The sequence below is a fragment of the Citrobacter sp. RHBSTW-01044 genome, assembly GCF_013781945.1.
In the GTDB taxonomy this organism is placed as follows: domain Bacteria; phylum Pseudomonadota; class Gammaproteobacteria; order Enterobacterales; family Enterobacteriaceae; genus Citrobacter; species Citrobacter braakii.
In genome coordinates this window covers 4,864,885-4,882,479 of record NZ_CP056180.1, presented here as the reverse complement: position 1 = coordinate 4,882,479, position 17,595 = coordinate 4,864,885, and the positions used below count along the sequence as shown (strand labels likewise).

16 protein-coding genes are annotated in these 17,595 nt (G+C 51.8%); 13 read left to right on the top strand and 3 right to left on the bottom strand.

Annotation, left to right across the window (positions count from 1 at the left end; translation table 11 throughout):
* Positions 1-123 precede the first annotated feature (123 nt).
* Positions 124-1,599, top strand: a complete 1,476-nt coding sequence (gene ilvC, locus HV352_RS23270; RefSeq protein ID WP_003844614.1) for a ketol-acid reductoisomerase — start codon at positions 124-126, stop codon at positions 1,597-1,599.
* Between the two features lie 53 nt (positions 1,600-1,652).
* Here the strand turns inward: ilvC and ppiC are convergent, their stop codons facing one another.
* Entirely contained in the window at positions 1,653-1,934 is a 282-nt protein-coding gene (gene ppiC / locus HV352_RS23265; protein WP_016155104.1) for a peptidylprolyl isomerase PpiC, read from the bottom strand.
* Between the two features lie 145 nt (positions 1,935-2,079).
* On the opposite strand from ppiC, the gene rep reads away from it, so the two are divergent.
* The gene (gene rep / locus HV352_RS23260) at positions 2,080-4,101 is read left to right on the top strand and encodes a DNA helicase Rep (RefSeq protein ID WP_016157836.1); all 2,022 of its coding nucleotides are present in this window, start codon (positions 2,080-2,082) and stop codon (positions 4,099-4,101) included.
* 47 nt (positions 4,102-4,148) lie between these two features.
* On the opposite strand, the gene gppA is transcribed toward rep, so the two are convergent.
* Both gppA and rhlB read right to left on the bottom strand, forming a co-directional pair.
* Positions 4,149-5,633 (bottom strand): guanosine-5'-triphosphate,3'-diphosphate diphosphatase, encoded by a 1,485-nt coding sequence (gppA, locus tag HV352_RS23255; protein WP_016157837.1) that lies wholly within the window; start codon positions 5,631-5,633, stop codon positions 4,149-4,151.
* An 8-nt stretch (positions 5,634-5,641) separates the two neighbouring features.
* Complete coding sequence (gene rhlB, locus HV352_RS23250; protein ID WP_003829013.1) at positions 5,642-6,910, bottom strand: ATP-dependent RNA helicase RhlB; 1,269 nt, start codon at positions 6,908-6,910, stop codon at positions 5,642-5,644.
* A gap of 143 nt (positions 6,911-7,053) precedes the next feature.
* Between rhlB and trxA the strand changes: the two genes are divergently transcribed.
* From trxA to rffA, 11 genes are all read left to right on the top strand, one after another.
* Entirely contained in the window at positions 7,054-7,383 is a 330-nt protein-coding gene (trxA, locus tag HV352_RS23245; protein ID WP_001280776.1) for a thioredoxin TrxA, read from the top strand.
* A 130-nt stretch (positions 7,384-7,513) separates the two neighbouring features.
* Positions 7,514-7,633, top strand: a complete 120-nt coding sequence (locus tag HV352_RS23240) for a rho operon leader peptide (protein ID WP_049259789.1) — start codon at positions 7,514-7,516, stop codon at positions 7,631-7,633.
* 87 nt (positions 7,634-7,720) lie between these two features.
* Positions 7,721-8,980 carry a transcription termination factor Rho gene (rho, locus tag HV352_RS23235; RefSeq protein ID WP_002437993.1) on the top strand — a complete coding sequence of 420 codons (1,260 nt, stop codon included), beginning with the start codon at positions 7,721-7,723 and terminating at the stop codon, positions 8,978-8,980.
* 239 nt (positions 8,981-9,219) lie between these two features.
* Positions 9,220-10,323 carry a UDP-N-acetylglucosamine--undecaprenyl-phosphate N-acetylglucosaminephosphotransferase gene (wecA, locus tag HV352_RS23230; protein WP_016155107.1) on the top strand — a complete coding sequence of 368 codons (1,104 nt, stop codon included), beginning with the start codon at positions 9,220-9,222 and terminating at the stop codon, positions 10,321-10,323.
* A gap of 12 nt (positions 10,324-10,335) precedes the next feature.
* Positions 10,336-11,382 carry an ECA polysaccharide chain length modulation protein gene (wzzE, locus tag HV352_RS23225; protein ID WP_104651950.1) on the top strand — a complete coding sequence of 349 codons (1,047 nt, stop codon included), beginning with the start codon at positions 10,336-10,338 and terminating at the stop codon, positions 11,380-11,382.
* A 55-nt stretch (positions 11,383-11,437) separates the two neighbouring features.
* A complete protein-coding gene (gene wecB, locus HV352_RS23220; protein WP_029139774.1) occupies positions 11,438-12,568 on the top strand; it encodes a UDP-N-acetylglucosamine 2-epimerase (non-hydrolyzing) in 1,131 nt (376 codons plus the stop codon).
* Entirely contained in the window at positions 12,565-13,827 is a 1,263-nt protein-coding gene (wecC, locus tag HV352_RS23215; RefSeq protein WP_019078446.1) for a UDP-N-acetyl-D-mannosamine dehydrogenase, read from the top strand. Before wecB ends, wecC begins: the two co-directional genes overlap by 4 nt.
* Complete coding sequence (gene rffG, locus HV352_RS23210; protein ID WP_019078445.1) at positions 13,827-14,894, top strand: dTDP-glucose 4,6-dehydratase; 1,068 nt, start codon at positions 13,827-13,829, stop codon at positions 14,892-14,894. Before wecC ends, rffG begins: the two co-directional genes overlap by 1 nt.
* Positions 14,895-14,922: 28 nt before the next feature.
* A complete protein-coding gene (gene rfbA / locus HV352_RS23205) occupies positions 14,923-15,804 on the top strand; it encodes a glucose-1-phosphate thymidylyltransferase RfbA (protein WP_016155112.1) in 882 nt (293 codons plus the stop codon).
* Positions 15,782-16,459, top strand: coding sequence for a dTDP-4-amino-4,6-dideoxy-D-galactose acyltransferase (rffC, locus tag HV352_RS23200; RefSeq protein ID WP_019078444.1), 678 nt, complete (start codon positions 15,782-15,784; stop codon positions 16,457-16,459). The genes rfbA and rffC overlap by 23 nt, the downstream gene beginning before the upstream one ends.
* Before the next feature lie 4 nt (positions 16,460-16,463).
* Positions 16,464-17,594, top strand: coding sequence for a dTDP-4-amino-4,6-dideoxygalactose transaminase (gene rffA / locus HV352_RS23195; RefSeq protein WP_019078443.1), 1,131 nt, complete (start codon positions 16,464-16,466; stop codon positions 17,592-17,594).
* The last annotated feature ends 1 nt before the right edge of the window (position 17,595 follow it).

Below are 17,595 nucleotides of genomic sequence, written 5' to 3'. Positions count from 1 at the left end.
ATATTGCAATGTGATGTTGTGAATATATCAATTTCCGCAATAAATTTCCTGTTGTAATGTGGGTTCATTCTCGCTGAAACGCGAACCGAACAATAAGACAGTACAACATCACGAGGTATCACCATGGCTAACTACTTTAATACACTGAACCTTCGTCAGCAGCTGGCGCAGCTGGGCAAATGTCGCTTTATGGGGCGCGACGAATTCGCCGATGGCGCAAGCTACCTTCAGGGTAAAAAAGTGGTCATCGTCGGGTGCGGTGCTCAGGGGCTTAACCAAGGCCTGAACATGCGCGACTCCGGTTTGGATATCTCCTACGCCCTGCGTAAAGAAGCGATTGCTGAGAAGCGCGCTTCGTGGCGCAAAGCGACCGAAAATGGCTTCAAAGTAGGTACCTATGAAGAGCTGATCCCGCAGGCAGATCTGGTGGTTAACCTGACCCCGGACAAACAGCACTCCGACGTTGTACGTTCCGTACAGCCGCTGATGAAAGATGGCGCGGCGCTGGGCTACTCCCACGGTTTCAACATCGTCGAAGTGGGCGAGCAGATCCGTAAAGATATCACTGTGGTGATGGTTGCGCCGAAGTGTCCGGGTACCGAAGTGCGTGAAGAGTACAAACGTGGTTTTGGTGTTCCAACCCTGATCGCCGTTCACCCGGAAAACGATCCGAAAGGCGAAGGAATGGCGATTGCCAAAGCATGGGCTGCGGCCACTGGCGGTCACCGTGCAGGCGTGCTGGAATCGTCCTTCGTTGCGGAAGTGAAATCTGACCTGATGGGCGAGCAGACAATCCTGTGCGGTATGCTGCAGGCTGGCTCTCTGCTGTGCTTCGACAAGCTGGTGGAAGAGGGTACTGACCCGGCTTACGCCGAAAAACTGATTCAGTTCGGCTGGGAAACCATCACCGAAGCGCTGAAGCAGGGCGGTATCACCCTGATGATGGATCGTCTGTCTAACCCAGCGAAACTGCGTGCTTATGCGCTGTCCGAACAGCTGAAAGAGATCATGGCGCCGCTGTTCCAGAAACACATGGATGACATCATCTCCGGCGAATTCTCTTCAGGCATGATGGCTGACTGGGCCAACGACGATAAGAAACTGCTGACCTGGCGTGAAGAGACCGGCAAAACCGCGTTCGAAACCGCGCCGCAGTTTGAAGGTAAAATTGGCGAGCAGGAGTACTTCGATAAAGGCGTGCTGATGATCGCGATGGTGAAGGCTGGCGTTGAGCTGGCGTTTGAAACCATGGTGGATTCCGGCATCATCGAAGAGTCTGCTTACTACGAATCACTGCACGAACTGCCGCTGATCGCGAACACCATCGCCCGTAAGCGCCTGTACGAAATGAACGTTGTCATTTCCGATACCGCAGAATACGGTAACTACCTGTTCTCTTACGCGTGCGTACCGCTGCTGAAAGAGTTCATGACTACCCTGCAAACCGGGGATCTGGGCAAAGCGATTGCCGAAGGTGCGGTAGACAACGCGCAGCTGCGCGACGTAAACGATGCTATTCGCAGCCATGCTATCGAGAAAGTGGGCCAGAAACTGCGTGGCTATATGACTGATATGAAACGTATTGCTGTAGCTGGCTAAGAGGCTGCAATTCGGCAAAAAAAGCCCGGTGGTTGAACACACCGGGCTTTTTATTAGTTACGGTACAGCACTTTAATGATGTGATAACCGAACTGAGTGTGCAGTGGGCCGGTTGGCTCCAGCACCGGGCAGGAGAACACCACTTTATCAAACGCCGGAACCATCTGGCCCTGACGGAATTCGCCTAAATCGCCGCCGCGTTTGCCCGACGGGCAGATAGAGTGTTTCTTCGCCAGTTTACCAAAATCGGCGCCATTTTTGATTTGTTCCAGAAGATCGAGAGCCAGTTTCTCTTCTTTAACAAGGATATGCACTGCTGATGCTGTTTTTGCCATGGTTTGTGCTCTGAGTTGAGTGATAAATCAGGGCGCAATAGTAGCATGTAATCCGTGGTCTTCGGCGATGGGCTATGACCGATCCCCCTGGCGTCACTTTCTGCTACAATCCACATCCCCGTGTTTACAGATTGAGCAATCCTCTATGCGTTTGAACCCCGGACAACAACAAGCCGTCGAATTCGTCACCGGACCTTGCCTGGTGCTGGCGGGAGCGGGTTCCGGTAAGACGCGTGTTATCACTAACAAAATCGCACATCTGATCCGTGAATGTGGCTATCAGGCACGACATATTGCGGCAGTAACCTTTACCAATAAGGCTGCGCGCGAGATGAAAGAGCGTGTGGCGCAAACGTTGGGTCGTAAAGAAGCGCGCGGGTTGATGATCTCTACTTTCCACACTCTGGGACTGGATGTCATTAAGCGTGAATACGCCGCGCTGGGGATGAAGTCGAACTTCTCGTTGTTTGATGATACTGACCAGGTGGCCCTGCTTAAGGAATTGACAGAAGGGCTAATTGAAGACGATAAGCTTATCCTTCAACAATTGATTTCAACGATCTCCAACTGGAAAAACGATCTGATGACCCCAGCGCAGGCGGCAGCCAGTGCAAAGGGTGAACGCGATCGTATTTTTGCCCACTGCTATGGTCTGTATGACGCGCATATGAAGGCGTGTAACGTCCTTGATTTTGACGATCTGATCCTGCTCCCCACGCTGCTGTTGCAGCGCAATGAAGAAGTACGTGAGCGTTGGCAAAATCGAATCCGCTACCTGCTGGTGGATGAATATCAGGATACCAACACCAGCCAGTACGAGTTGGTGAAGTTGCTGGTGGGGAAACGCGCGCGCTTTACCGTCGTGGGTGATGACGATCAGTCGATCTACTCCTGGCGCGGTGCACGTCCGCAGAACCTGGTACTGTTAAGCAAAGATTTTCCGGCGCTGCAGGTGGTGAAGCTGGAGCAAAACTATCGCTCATCAGGGCGTATCCTGAAGGCGGCGAACATCCTTATTGCTAACAACCCACACGTCTTTGAAAAACGGCTCTTTTCTGAGCTGGGCTACGGCGCTGAGCTGAAGGTTTTGAGTGCGAATAATGAAGAGCACGAAGCAGAACGCGTGACCGGGGAACTGATTGCCCATCACTTTGTGAACAAGACGCAGTATAAAGACTACGCCATCCTGTATCGCGGTAATCATCAGTCGCGAGTGTTCGAAAAGTTTCTGATGCAAAACCGCATCCCGTACAAAATTTCCGGCGGGACGTCGTTCTTCTCGCGTCCGGAGATTAAAGATTTGCTGGCCTATCTGCGCGTGCTCAGCAACCCGGATGATGACAGTGCATTTTTGCGCATCGTAAATACGCCAAAGCGTGAAATCGGTCCGGCCACGCTGCAAAAGTTGGGGGAATGGGCGATGACGCGTAATAAAAGCCTGTTTACCGCCAGCTTTGATATGGGACTTAGCCAGACGCTAACCGGGCGTGGATATGATTCTCTGACCCGCTTTACGCACTGGCTGGGTGAAATTCAACGTCTGGCGGAGCGCGAGCCGGTTGCCGCCGTACGCGATCTGATCCACGGCATTGATTACGAATCCTGGCTGTATGAAACCTCGCCGAGCCCGAAAGCGGCCGAAATGCGCATGAAAAACGTCAACACGCTGTTCAGCTGGATGACGGAGATGCTGGAAGGTAGTGAGCTGGAAGAGCCAATGACCCTGACTCAGGTCGTTACCCGCTTTACCCTGCGCGACATGATGGAGCGCGGAGAGAGCGAAGAAGAGTTGGATCAGGTGCAGTTGATGACGCTGCATGCTTCAAAAGGACTGGAGTTCCCGTACGTATTTATGGTGGGAATGGAAGAAGGATTTTTGCCGCACCAGAGCAGCATCGATGAAGATAACATCGACGAAGAGCGTCGTCTGGCTTACGTCGGAATTACACGTGCGCAGAAAGAACTTATCTTCACGTTGTGTAAAGAGCGCCGTCAGTACGGTGAACTGGTACGACCTGAACCGAGCCGTTTCCTGTTGGAACTACCACAAGATGACGTTATCTGGGAACAGGAGCGTAAAGTGGTGAGTGCCGAGGAGCGGATGCAAAAAGGGCAGGCCAGCATTGCTAACATTCGGGCAATGATGGCGAAAGCCAAAGAGAAATAGGTATTTTGTAGGCCGGATAAGCGTAAGCGCTATCCGGCAGCCAGCATCTAATGCACTTCCAGCGGCCAGTGGACATAGCTTTGCCACTGTATTTCCTGATCGATTAACTCTGTACCTAATGGATGATGTTCCAGCCAGCCTTCCGGTAGCGTTAACGTCAGATTCTCATCCTGAGCTTGCAGGGTGATATGTGGCACTAAATCGTCGCGACGGCGAGCGGCGAAGATGATCGCCAGGCGTAGCAAACGGCAAAGGTGCTCTGCGATGCGTGGTGGCACAGCGTTTTGCTGGTGGAGTGAAGAGAGATCGACCGGATTAGTTTGGTTGAGCAACAGCGTGGCTAACAGTTTCTTCTGCGCGGGAGTAAAGCCCGGGAGATCGAGATTACGTACCAGCCAGGCGGCATGCAGTGGCGCCTGCTTATACTCTACGCTCAGTCCTATTTCATGCAACTGACAGGCACTTTGCAGCAGTTCACGACTAATGGCTTCAAGATGCCACTCATCTTTCACCTGTTCGAGTAAATGTACAGCCAATTGCGTGACACGATTCGCCTGATCGGTGTCGACCATAAATCGACGCTGAATATTACGCAGCGTACGGCTGCGAATGTCCTGATCAACCGGTAAGTGCAGCATGCCGTAGACCAGACCTTCGCGTAGTGCGCCGCCGGCCAGTGTCATGCATTGAATATTCAGTTCGGTGAAAATGGCGATCAGAATGGCCAGTCCGCTGGGAAAAACCAGTGCGCGCTCGAGCGTTAACCCTTCTATTTCCAGTTCTTCCAGACGACCACAATGAATGGCGCGCTGTTTAAGCTGCTGAAGCTTGGCCAACGTAATGCGCTCATCCATGCCCTGCGCCATCATGATTTCCTGTAACGCCTGGACGGTGCCAGAGGCGCCAACGCAAACTTTCCAGCCATGAAAACGCAGTTTGTCGGCGACCGGGCGCAGAACTTCACGAGCCGCTTTCTCTGCTTCGTCAAAGTTTTCCTGTGCCAGATTACGATTGGTGAAATACCTTTCGAGCCAGGTGACGCAGCCCATTGACAGGCTGAACAGAGAGGTGGTTTGCGCGCCGGAGCCGGTAACCAGTTCAGTGCTGGCTCCGCCAATATCAACGACCAGACGCTGATCGGCGCCGCCGGTGGTGTGGGCAACACCTTGATAAATCAGCCGCGCTTCTTCTTCACCGCTGATGACCTGGACAGGGCAGCCGAGGATCTCTTGCGCTTTGGCGATAAACTCATCGGCGTTTACCGCGATGCGTAATGTTGCCGTGGCGACCACGCGGATTTGCGGCTGAGGGATATCCTGCAGACGTTCAGCAAACAGGCGCAGGCATTGCCAGCCGCGCTCCATAGCTTCAGCGGAAAGAACGTTGTCGCTGTTGAGGCCAGCGGCCAGACGCACCTTGCGTTTAATACGCGTGAGCGTCTGAATGCTTCCCGCCACCTCGCGTACAACCAGCATATGAAAACTATTCGAGCCTAAATCAATTGCGGCGTACAGCGAAGTGGTTGTGAGCATATCTAACGTTAACCTGAACGACGACGATTACGCGGAGCACCACCGGTACGGCGTGGGCCATTGCCTGTGCGCGGACGCGTTAAGCGTAATGGCTTCGGCAGATCGGTCATCAGCGCATCCGGGTTGTACTTGCTGACCGGGATCGAGTGACCGATATAGGTCTCGATTGCTGGTAAATTCAGCGCATATTCTTCACAGGCCAGGCTGATAGAGTGACCGCTTGCACCGGCGCGACCGGTACGACCGATACGGTGAACGTAATCTTCACAGTCATCCGGCAGGTCATAGTTAAATACGTGCGTTACGGCTGGGATATGCAGACCACGCGCGGCGACATCCGTCGCAACGAGAATGTCGAGATCGCCACGGGTGAACTCATCAAGGATACGCAGACGTTTTTTCTGCGCCACGTCACCGGTCAGCAGACCGACGCGATGACCGTCAGCGGCAAGGCTACCCCAGATATCTTCACAACGATGCTTAGTGTTAGCAAAGACGATGGCGCGATCTGGCCACTCTTCTTCAATCAGCGTTTGCAGTAAACGCATTTTCTCTTCGTTGGAAGGATAGAAGAGCTCTTCTTTAATACGGTGACCTGTCTTCTGTTCCGGTTCGACTTCAACGTACTCGGCGTTATTCATCTGTTCGAACGCCAGTTCGCGAACGCGGTAAGAGAGGGTTGCAGAAAACAGCATGTTCAGACGTTGGGTGGTTGGCGGCATACGACGGAACAGCCAACGGATATCTTTGATAAAGCCCAGATCGTACATACGATCGGCTTCATCCAGCACCACGACCTGAATCGCGCCCAGGTTAATGTGGTTCTGTTTTGCATAGTCGATGAGACGACCGGTCGTGCCGATAAGAATATCGACGCCGCTTTCCAGCACTTTCAGCTGTTTGTCATAACCGTCGCCGCCATAAGCCAGGCCTAATTTCAAACCGGTGGTCTGTGCCAGCGGCTCGGCGTCAGCGTGGATCTGCACGGCTAACTCACGCGTTGGCGCCATAATTAACGCACGCGGTTGGTTCACCTTGCGATCGGCAATCGCGGGATGAGAGAGAAGATAATGAAACGTTGACGTCAGGAACGCCATCGTTTTTCCGGTACCGGTTTGCGCCTGCCCTGCAACATCACGACCTGCCAGCGTTAGCGGCAGCGCGAGGGCCTGAATGGGCGTGCAGTTATGAAAGCCTTTATTTTCAAGGGCTTCTATCACCTTTGGGTGCAGGGCGAAGTCGGAAAACTTCTGTTCTGTTAAATGTGTTTTGCTCATAGTGTGGTAGAATATCAGCTTACTATTGCTTTACGAAAGCGTATCCGGTGAAATAAAGTCAACCTTTAGTTGGTTAATGCTACATCAACACGTCGTTGATTAAGAGTACACCAACGCACCAGGCTTATTCCTGTGGAGTTAATATGAGCGATAAAATTATTCACCTGACTGACGACAGTTTTGACACGGATGTACTCAAAGCGGACGGAGCTATCCTCGTTGATTTCTGGGCAGAGTGGTGCGGTCCGTGCAAAATGATCGCTCCAATTCTGGATGAAATCGCTGACGAATATCAGGGCAAATTGACGGTTGCTAAACTGAACATTGACCAAAACCCAGGCACCGCGCCGAAGTATGGTATCCGTGGCATCCCGACCCTGCTGCTGTTTAAAAACGGCGAAGTTGCGGCGACTAAAGTCGGCGCACTATCCAAAGGTCAGTTGAAAGAATTCCTCGACGCTAATTTAGCGTAAGGAAGTCTCATGATCGGGCGACCATACTTCGAAATGATTCGGATGACTGGACGCCCGACTTGAGTCGTGCTAAGTTAGTGTTGACTTCGTATTAAACATACCTTATTAAGTTTGAATCTAGTTATATCCAATACTTCCCGTTGTTTCTCGCGCGAGAAGTGGACAGATTCCTGGCTTGTCACTCAATCCGTCTTGTCGTTTCAGTTCTGCGTACTTTCCTGTGACCAGACAGCGAACAGACATGAGTTGATGGCCGTAAACAGGCATGGATGACCCTGCCATACCATTCACAACATTAAGTTCGAGATTTACCCCAAGTTTAAGAACTCACACCATTATGAATCTTACCGAATTAAAGAATACGCCGGTTTCTGAGCTGATCACTCTCGGCGAAAATATGGGCCTTGAAAACCTGGCTCGTATGCGCAAGCAGGACATTATTTTTGCCATCCTGAAGCAGCACGCAAAGAGTGGCGAAGATATCTTTGGTGACGGTGTGCTGGAGATATTGCAGGATGGATTTGGTTTCCTCCGCTCTGCAGACAGCTCCTACCTCGCCGGTCCTGATGACATCTACGTTTCTCCCAGCCAAATCCGCCGTTTCAACCTCCGCACTGGTGATACCATCTCTGGTAAGATTCGCCCGCCGAAAGAAGGTGAACGCTACTTTGCGCTGTTGAAAGTTAACGAAGTTAACTACGACAAACCAGAAAACGCCCGTAACAAAATCCTCTTTGAGAACTTAACACCGCTGCACGCAAACTCTCGTCTGCGTATGGAACGTGGTAACGGTTCTACTGAAGACTTAACGGCGCGTGTACTGGATCTGGCATCACCGATCGGTCGTGGCCAACGTGGTCTGATTGTTGCTCCGCCGAAAGCAGGTAAAACCATGCTGCTGCAGAACATCGCGCAGAGCATTGCTTATAACCATCCGGACTGCGTGCTGATGGTGCTGCTGATTGACGAACGTCCGGAAGAAGTTACCGAGATGCAGCGTCTGGTGAAAGGTGAAGTGGTTGCGTCTACCTTTGACGAACCAGCCTCCCGCCACGTTCAGGTTGCGGAAATGGTTATCGAGAAGGCGAAACGTCTGGTTGAACACAAGAAAGACGTTATCATTCTGCTCGATTCCATCACCCGTCTGGCGCGTGCTTACAACACCGTGGTTCCGGCTTCCGGTAAAGTTTTGACCGGTGGTGTTGATGCCAACGCCTTGCATCGTCCGAAGCGTTTCTTCGGTGCGGCGCGTAACGTGGAAGAGGGCGGTAGCCTGACCATCATCGCGACTGCGCTGATCGATACTGGCTCTAAAATGGATGAAGTTATCTACGAAGAGTTTAAAGGTACCGGCAACATGGAACTGCATCTCTCTCGTAAGATTGCTGAAAAACGCGTCTTCCCGGCTATCGACTACAACCGTTCCGGTACCCGTAAAGAAGAGCTGCTCACCACCCAGGAAGAGCTGCAGAAAATGTGGATCCTGCGCAAAATCATCCATCCGATGGGTGAAATTGATGCCATGGAATTCCTCATTAACAAGCTGGCGATGACCAAGACTAATGACGACTTCTTCGACATGATGAAGCGTTCGTAATTCAGGTCTCATCCGAAAACGCCACGTTTTTACGTGGCGTTTTGCTTTTGTGGCTGTAATCTTAACGACACAATAACGATAATACGGTATGAAGTACCAACAAGTAGAAAAAGATTCGTAATCTGTTTCTTGTGGTTGATAATTATACAAAACCATTGGGTATGAAGTCGGGTTTCCCTTCTGAATATAGGTCTTCGTGGTTATACTTCTGCTATTAATATTCTCTGAGAGCATGCATTGTGAATTTACTGACAGTAAGCACTGATCTCATCAGTATTTTCTTATTCACAACACTGTTTCTTTTCTTTGCCCGCAAGGTCGCAAAAAAGATTGGTTTAGTGGATAAACCCAACTTCCGTAAACGGCATCAGGGATTGATTCCGTTGGTTGGAGGGATTTCGGCTTACGCAGGTGTATGTTTTACGTTTGCCATTGCTGACTACTACATCCCGCATGCTTCTCTCTTTCTGGCCTGTGCTGGTGTATTAGTTTTGGTCGGCGCGTTAGACGATCGCTTTGATATCAGTGTAAAAATCCGTGCGATTATCCAGGCCGCGATCGGCATTATTATGATGTCGGTTGGCAAACTCTATCTTCTTAGCCTTGGGTATATTTTTGGCCCCTGGGAGATGGTGCTCGGTCCGTTCGGCTATTTACTCACACTGTTTGCCGTCTGGGCGGCAATAAACGCCTTCAATATGGTGGATGGGATTGATGGTCTGCTAGGTGGGTTGTCCAGCGTTTCATTTGCGGCGATGGGATTCATTTTGTGGTTTGATGGTCAGACGAGTCTGGCTATCTGGTGTTTTGCCATGATCGCCGCCATTCTGCCTTATATCCTGCTAAATCTGGGCATCCTTGGACGTCGCTATAAAGTTTTTATGGGTGACGCGGGCAGTACACTGATTGGCTTCACCATTATTTGGATCCTGCTGGAGACTACGCAGGGCAAAACTCACCCCATTAGCCCGGTAACTGCACTGTGGATTATTGCCATTCCATTGATGGATATGGTGGCAATCATGTACCGACGTTTGCGAAAAGGCATGAGCCCTTTCTCCGCGGATCGTCAACACATACATCATTTGGTGATGCGGGCAGGGTTTACTTCCCGACAAGCATTTGTTCTGATTACGCTGGCTGCGGCGGTACTGGCGTCTATCGGCGTGTTGGCTGAATATTTTCGCTTAGTCCCTGAATGGGCCATGTTGTTGCTTTTTTTACTGGCCTTTGGCCTCTACGGTTACTGTATCAAGCGTGCCTGGAAGGTAGCGAGATTTATCAAGCGAGTGAAGCGCAGATTGCGAAGAATTCGTGAAGGCAAACCAAACTTAACCAAGTAAATTGAGGATGCGATGAGACAACCATTACCGGGGGAAGACGCCGTGAGCGCTGAAAATGAACTGGATATCCGTGGGTTGTTTCGTACCTTGTGGGCAGGGAAGGTGTGGATCGTCGGTATGGCTCTCGCCTTCGCGATAGCGGCCCTCGCCTATACGTTTTTTGCGCGTCAGGAGTGGAGCGCCACGGCGATTACTGACAGGCCAACGGTCAATATGTTGGGTGGCTTTTACTCTCAACAACAGTTTTTACGCAACCTGGATATTAAGGCCAGTCTTGCGTCCACGGACCAACCGTCAGTAATGGATGAGGCCTATAAAGAATTCATTATGCAGCTTGCCTCCTGGGATACACGCCGAGAATTCTGGCAGCAGACTGATTACTATAAGCAGCGTATGGTCGGTAATAGTAAAGCCGATGCGGCGATGCTGGATGAACTGATCAATAACATTCAGTTTTTACCTGGCGATGCGCTACGTAATACCAATGACAGCGTGAAGCTGATTGCCGAGACGGCTCCTGATGCCAACAATTTGCTGCGCCAGTACGTCGCGTTTGCCAGCCAACGCGCGGCACGTCATCTGAATGATGAGTTAAAAGGCGCATGGGCCGCACGCACTGTGCAGATGAAAGCGCAGGTCAAACGTCAGGAAGAAGTGGCAAAATCCATTTTCTCTCGCCGCGTCCACAGCATTGAACAAGCGCTTAAAATTGCTGAGCAGCATAATATTTCGCGTACTTCCACAGATGTTCCAGCTGATGAATTACCGGATTCAGAATTGTTCTTACTCGGACGTCCTATGTTGCAGGCGCGACTCGAGAATCTGCAGTCAATTGGTCCGGATTTCGATCTGGACTATTTCCAGAACAGGGCAATGCTGAACACCCTGAACGTTGGACCAACTTTAGATCCGCGTTTTCAGACCTATCGTTATTTGAGAACGCCGGAAGAGCCGGTAAAACGTGACAGCCCTCGTCGCGCCTTCCTGATGATTATGTGGGGTATCGTTGGGGCTCTGATCGGTGCTGGTGTCGCGTTAACCCGTCGCCGTACGATTTAGCAATGCCGTTGCAGTGAGGGGCTGGGCTCTCACTGCCAATCCGAAGAGAATCGATGTGAAAGTACTGACTGTATTTGGTACGCGACCGGAGGCCATTAAGATGGCTCCTCTGGTTCATGCGCTGGAAAAAGATCCTGATTTTGAGGCGAAAGTTTGCGTTACGGCGCAGCATCGGGAGATGCTCGATCAGGTGTTGAATCTTTTTTCCATTGTACCTGACTACGATCTCAATATTATGCAGCCAGGTCAGGGACTAACAGAAATAACCTGCCGCATCCTGGAAGGGTTAAAGCCTATTTTGGCTGAATTCAAGCCTGATGTGGTGTTGGTTCATGGTGATACCACAACCACGATTGCTACCAGTCTGGCCGCATTCTATCAGCGCATCCCGGTGGGGCATGTAGAGGCTGGTTTACGTACAGGCGATCTCTATTCACCATGGCCGGAAGAGGCTAATCGTACGCTGACCGGGCGTCTGGCAATGTATCATTTTGCCCCAACAGAAAACTCGCGGCAAAATCTGTTACGAGAAGCTATCCCTGATGATCGTATTTTCGTCACGGGTAATACGGTTATTGACGCGTTGATCTGGGTTCGGGATCGCGTACTGGGAAATGAGACGCTGCGTGCGGATCTAGCCGAACGTTATCCTTTCCTGGATGCTGATAAAAAGATGATCCTGGTGACCGGTCATCGTCGGGAAAGCTTCGGTCGCGGTTTTGAGCAAATCTGTCATGCCCTGGCGGAAATAGCCGCGTCTAACCAAAATGTGCAGATTGTCTATCCGGTACACCTGAACCCTAACGTCAGTGAGCCGGTCAATCGCATCCTGGGTCACGTTGAAAACGTGGTGTTGATTGAACCGCAGGACTACCTGCCATTCGTATGGCTGATGAATCACGCCTGGCTGATCCTTACTGATTCCGGCGGGATTCAGGAAGAAGCGCCGTCTCTGGGGAAACCTGTGCTGGTGATGCGTGAAACAACGGAGCGCCCGGAAGCTATTACCGCAGGGACTGTACGTCTGGTAGGTACAGACCCACAGCGGATTGTTGAAGAAGTCACGCGTTTACTGCATGACGACAATGAATATCAGATCATGAGCCGCGCCCATAATCCGTATGGAGACGGGCTGGCATGTGACCGCATTTTAGATGCATTAAAAAATAATCGGATATCGCTATGAGTTTTACGACCATTTCTGTCATTGGGCTGGGTTATATCGGACTGCCAACGGCGGCTGCCTTTGCTTCCCGTCAAAAACACGTAATTGGCGTAGATATAAATCAACATGCGGTGGATACCATTAATCGCGGTGAAATTCACATCGTTGAGCCCGATCTGGGGGCGGTGGTGAAAACGGCGGTCGAAAATGGGTTTTTACGTGCGAGCGCGACACCCGTAGATGCTGATGCGTATCTGATTGCGGTGCCTACCCCATTCAAGGGAGATCATGAACCCGATATGGTCTACGTAGAAGCCGCGGCGAAATCTATTGCGCCAGTTTTGAAAAAAGGCGCATTGGTGATTCTGGAATCCACCTCACCTGTCGGGGCAACTGAACAGATGGCCGCATGGCTTGCAGAAATGCGGGCTGACCTGACTTTCCCGCAGCAGGTCGGTGAACAGGCGGACGTTAACATTGCTTATTGCCCAGAGCGCGTACTGCCGGGTCAGGTAATGGTCGAACTGATTAAAAACGATCGGGTGATTGGAGGAATGACCTCCGTCTGTTCCGCGCGCGCCAGCGAGCTGTACAACATCTTTCTCGAAGGCGAATGTGTGGTAACCAACGCCCGCACCGCAGAAATGTGTAAGCTGACGGAAAATAGCTTTCGCGATGTCAATATCGCCTTCGCCAACGAACTGTCGCTGATTTGCGCCGATCAGGGGATCAACGTCTGGGAACTGATTCGGCTGGCAAACCGCCATCCACGCGTGAATATTTTGCAGCCCGGCCCTGGCGTAGGTGGACACTGTATCGCGGTCGATCCGTGGTTTATCGTGGCGCAGAACCCACAGCAGGCGAAATTGCTCCGTACTGCACGTGAGGTAAACGATGGTAAACCGCATTGGGTGGTCGATCGGGTGAAGGCTGCCGTAGCCGACTGTCTGGCGGATACCAACAAACGGGCTAGCGAAGTAAAAATTGCCTGTTTTGGTCTGGCATTCAAACCCAATATTGACGATTTGCGTGAAAGCCCGGCGATGGGAATTGCGCAGAATATTGCGCAATGGCACAAAGGCGAAGTGCTGGTGGTGGAACCGAACATCCATCAACTGCCGAAAAAACTGGATGGTCTTTGCCAACTGGCGACGCTGGACGATGCTCTGGCACGTGCTGATGTGTTGGTCATGCTGGTTGACCATAATGAATTTAAAGCCATCAAAGGCGATGCGGTTCAACAGCAGTACATCGTTGATACCAAAGGGGTCTGGCGCTAATGAAACGAATTCTGGTTACCGGTGGAGCGGGATTTATCGGCTCGGCGGTTGTGCGACATATCATTCATGATACCGAGGATGCGGTGGTTGTGGTCGATAAGCTGACCTACGCAGGAAACCTGATGTCGCTGGAGCCGGTTGCGCAGAATTCCCGTTTTGCCTTTGAGAAAGTGGATATTTGCGATCGGGCATCGCTCGACAAGGTGTTTGAACAATATCAGCCGGACTGCGTGATGCATCTGGCTGCAGAAAGCCATGTCGATCGTTCAATTGATGGTCCGGCCGCCTTTATCGAAACCAACATTGTGGGAACCTACACGCTGTTGGAAGCAGCGCGCGCTTACTGGAGTACATTAGCCAGCGAGGAAAAATTGGCGTTTCGTTTCCACCATATCTCGACTGACGAGGTGTATGGCGATCTCCATTCCACAGATGATTTCTTCACCGAAACCACGCCGTATGCGCCGAGCAGCCCTTATTCCGCGTCTAAAGCCAGCAGCGATCATCTGGTTCGCGCCTGGCTGCGTACCTACGGTCTGCCAACGCTGATTACCAACTGTTCGAATAACTATGGTCCGTACCATTTCCCGGAAAAACTGATTCCGCTGATGATCCTCAACGCACTGGCGGGCAAACCGTTGCCGGTATATGGCAATGGTCAACAGATCCGTGACTGGTTGTATGTAGAAGATCACGCCAGGGCGCTCTATTGCGTGGCGACGACGGGCGCGGTTGGGGAAACCTATAATATTGGTGGCCATAACGAGCGTAAAAACCTGGATGTTGTCGAAACGGTTTGCAGCCTGTTGGAAGAGCTGGCTCCGCATAAACCGCAGGGCATCGCGCAGTACCGCGACTTGATCGCTTTTGTGGACGATCGCCCAGGCCATGATTTGCGTTACGCCATTGACGCTTCAAAAATTGCGCGTGAACTCGGGTGGATGCCGCAGGAAACGTTTGAAAGTGGAATGCGCAAAACCGTGCAGTGGTATCTGGATAATCAGGCATGGTGGAAACCCGTACAGGACGGCAGTTACCAGGGCGAACGTTTAGGTCTGAAGGGCTAACAGCCTGGTTTTGCGGAGGAGACAACGCATGAAAGGTATCATTCTGGCGGGTGGCTCAGGTACTCGCCTGTATCCCATTACGCGGGGCGTATCGAAGCAACTATTGCCCATTTACGATAAGCCAATGATTTACTACCCGCTATCGGTACTGATGCTGGCGGGAATTCGCGAAATCCTGATTATCACCACTCCGGAAGATAAAGGCTATTTCCAGCGTTTGCTGGGCGATGGATCTGAGTTCGGCATTGAACTGCACTATGCTGAGCAACCGAGCCCGGATGGATTAGCGCAGGCTTTTATTATCGGTGAAACGTTTCTTAACGGTGAACCATCGTGCCTGGTGTTAGGGGACAACATCTTCTTTGGTCAAGGATTCAGTCCAAAACTGCGTCATGTGGCCGCCAGAACGCAAGGCGCGACGGTGTTTGGCTATCAGGTCATGGACCCTGAACGTTTTGGTGTTGTTGAGTTTGATGACAATTTTCGCGCAGTCTCTCTGGAAGAGAAGCCGAAAGCGCCGAAATCTAATTGGGCGGTGACAGGGCTCTATTTTTATGACAGCAAAGTGGTGGAATACGCGAAACGCGTGAAACCTTCTGAGCGTGGGGAGCTGGAGATTACGTCTATCAACCAGATGTATCTTGATGACGGACATCTGACGGTTGAATTGCTTGGGCGTGGCTTTGCCTGGCTGGATACCGGTACGCATGACAGTTTGATCGAAGCGAGCACTTTTGTGCAGACGGTGGAGAAACGCCAGGGCTTTAAAATAGCCTGTCTGGAAGAAATCGCCTGGCGTAACGGTTGGCTGGATGACGAAGGCGTGAAGCGTGCCGCCAGTTCACTGGCCAAAACGGGTTATGGTCAATACCTGCTGGAGCTGCTCCGTGCTCGTCCGCGCCAGTATTGAGCCGCTTAGCTGGGAAAATACGTTCTTTGGCGTGAATAGCGCCATTGTCCGTTTTGACCAACGCGCGCCGGTTCTAACTGCGGATGCGTTGCTGCCCTGGTCGCGTGTACAAGCAAAAATACTTGCCGCAAATAGCCATGAATTAGATGCTCTGCAGCATTTGGGTTTCTCACTGGTAGAAGGTGAAGTCGATTTTGTACTGCCGGTGACGTGTGCCAGCGGCGACCCCGGTGCGCAGGTCGCGCAACCTACGGATATCCCGGTATTACGCCATCTGGCAGGAAAGGCATTTGCGCAAAGTCGTTTTCGCGCCCCGTGGTATGCCGAAGATGCCAGCGCGCGTTTCTACGCACAGTGGATTGAAAACGCGGTGCTGGGGACGTTTGATCATCAGTGCCTCGTTTTTCGTAAACCGACTGGTGAGATTCGTGGCTATGTCTCGCTGCGTGAACTGAATGCGACCGAAGCGAGAATTGGCCTGCTGGCCGGGCGTGGTGCGGGTGCAGAACTGATGCAGGCCGCGCTTTGTTGGGCACAGGCCCGCGGTAAAACAACATTGCGCGTGGCGACCCAAATGGGCAACACCGCCGCGCTTAAACGTTATATACACAGTGGTGCGAATGTGGAAAGCACCGCGTATTGGTTATACAGGTGACACGATGATTCCATTTAATGCACCGCCGGTGGTGGGAACTGAACTCGATTACATGCAGTCTGCGATGAATAGCGGCAAACTGTGTGGTGACGGTGGCTTTACCCGTCGCTGTCAGCAGTGGCTGGAGCAGCATTTTGGCAGTGAGAAAGTGCTGCTGACGCCCTCCTGCACCGCATCGCTTGAGATGGCGGCATTGCTGCTGGACATCCAGCCTGGCGATGAAGTCATTATGCCGAGCTACACGTTTGTCTCTACGGCCAATGCCTTCGTGTTGCGCGGCGCGAAAATCGTCTTTGTTGATATTCGCCCGGATACCATGAACATTGACGAAACGCTGATTGAAGCGGCGATCACCGATAAAACCCGCGCTATTGTGCCGGTACATTACGCGGGCGTGGCCTGCGAAATGGATACCATCATGGGGCTGGCCACTAAACATAACCTGTATGTGGTGGAAGATGCCGCCCAGGGCGTCATGTCGACCTACAAGGGGAGTGCACTGGGTACGATTGGTCACATCGGCTGCTTTAGCTTCCATGAGACCAAAAACTATACCGCAGGCGGGGAAGGTGGAGCGACGCTGATTAATGATAAAAAATTAGTCGAGCGTGCAGAAATCATCCGTGAAAAAGGGACTAACCGTAGTCAGTTTTTCCGCGGCCAGGTAGATAAGTATACCTGGCGTGATATCGGTTCCAGTTATTTGATGTCCGATCTGCAGGCGGCTTATCTGTGGGCGCAGTTGGAAGCGGCTGATCGTATTAACCAGCAGCGTCTGGCGCTGTGGCAAAAGTATTACGATGCCCTGGAACCGCTGGCGCGTGCCGGGCGTATTGAGCTGCCTTCGATACCGGAGGGTTGCGTACAGAATGCCCATATGTTTTACATCAAACTGCGTGATATCGACGATCGCACGGCGTTGATTAACTTCCTGAAAGAAGCTGAAATTATGGCGGTGTTCCACTATATCCCGCTGCATGATTGCCCGGCTGGCGATAAATTCGGCGTGTTTGCCGGTGTTGATCGTTACACCACCAAAGAGAGCGAACGCCTGCTGCGTTTACCGCTGTTCTACAATCTGTCGCCGGTGAACCAGCGAACAGTCATTACGACCTTACTCAACTACTTCGCCTGAT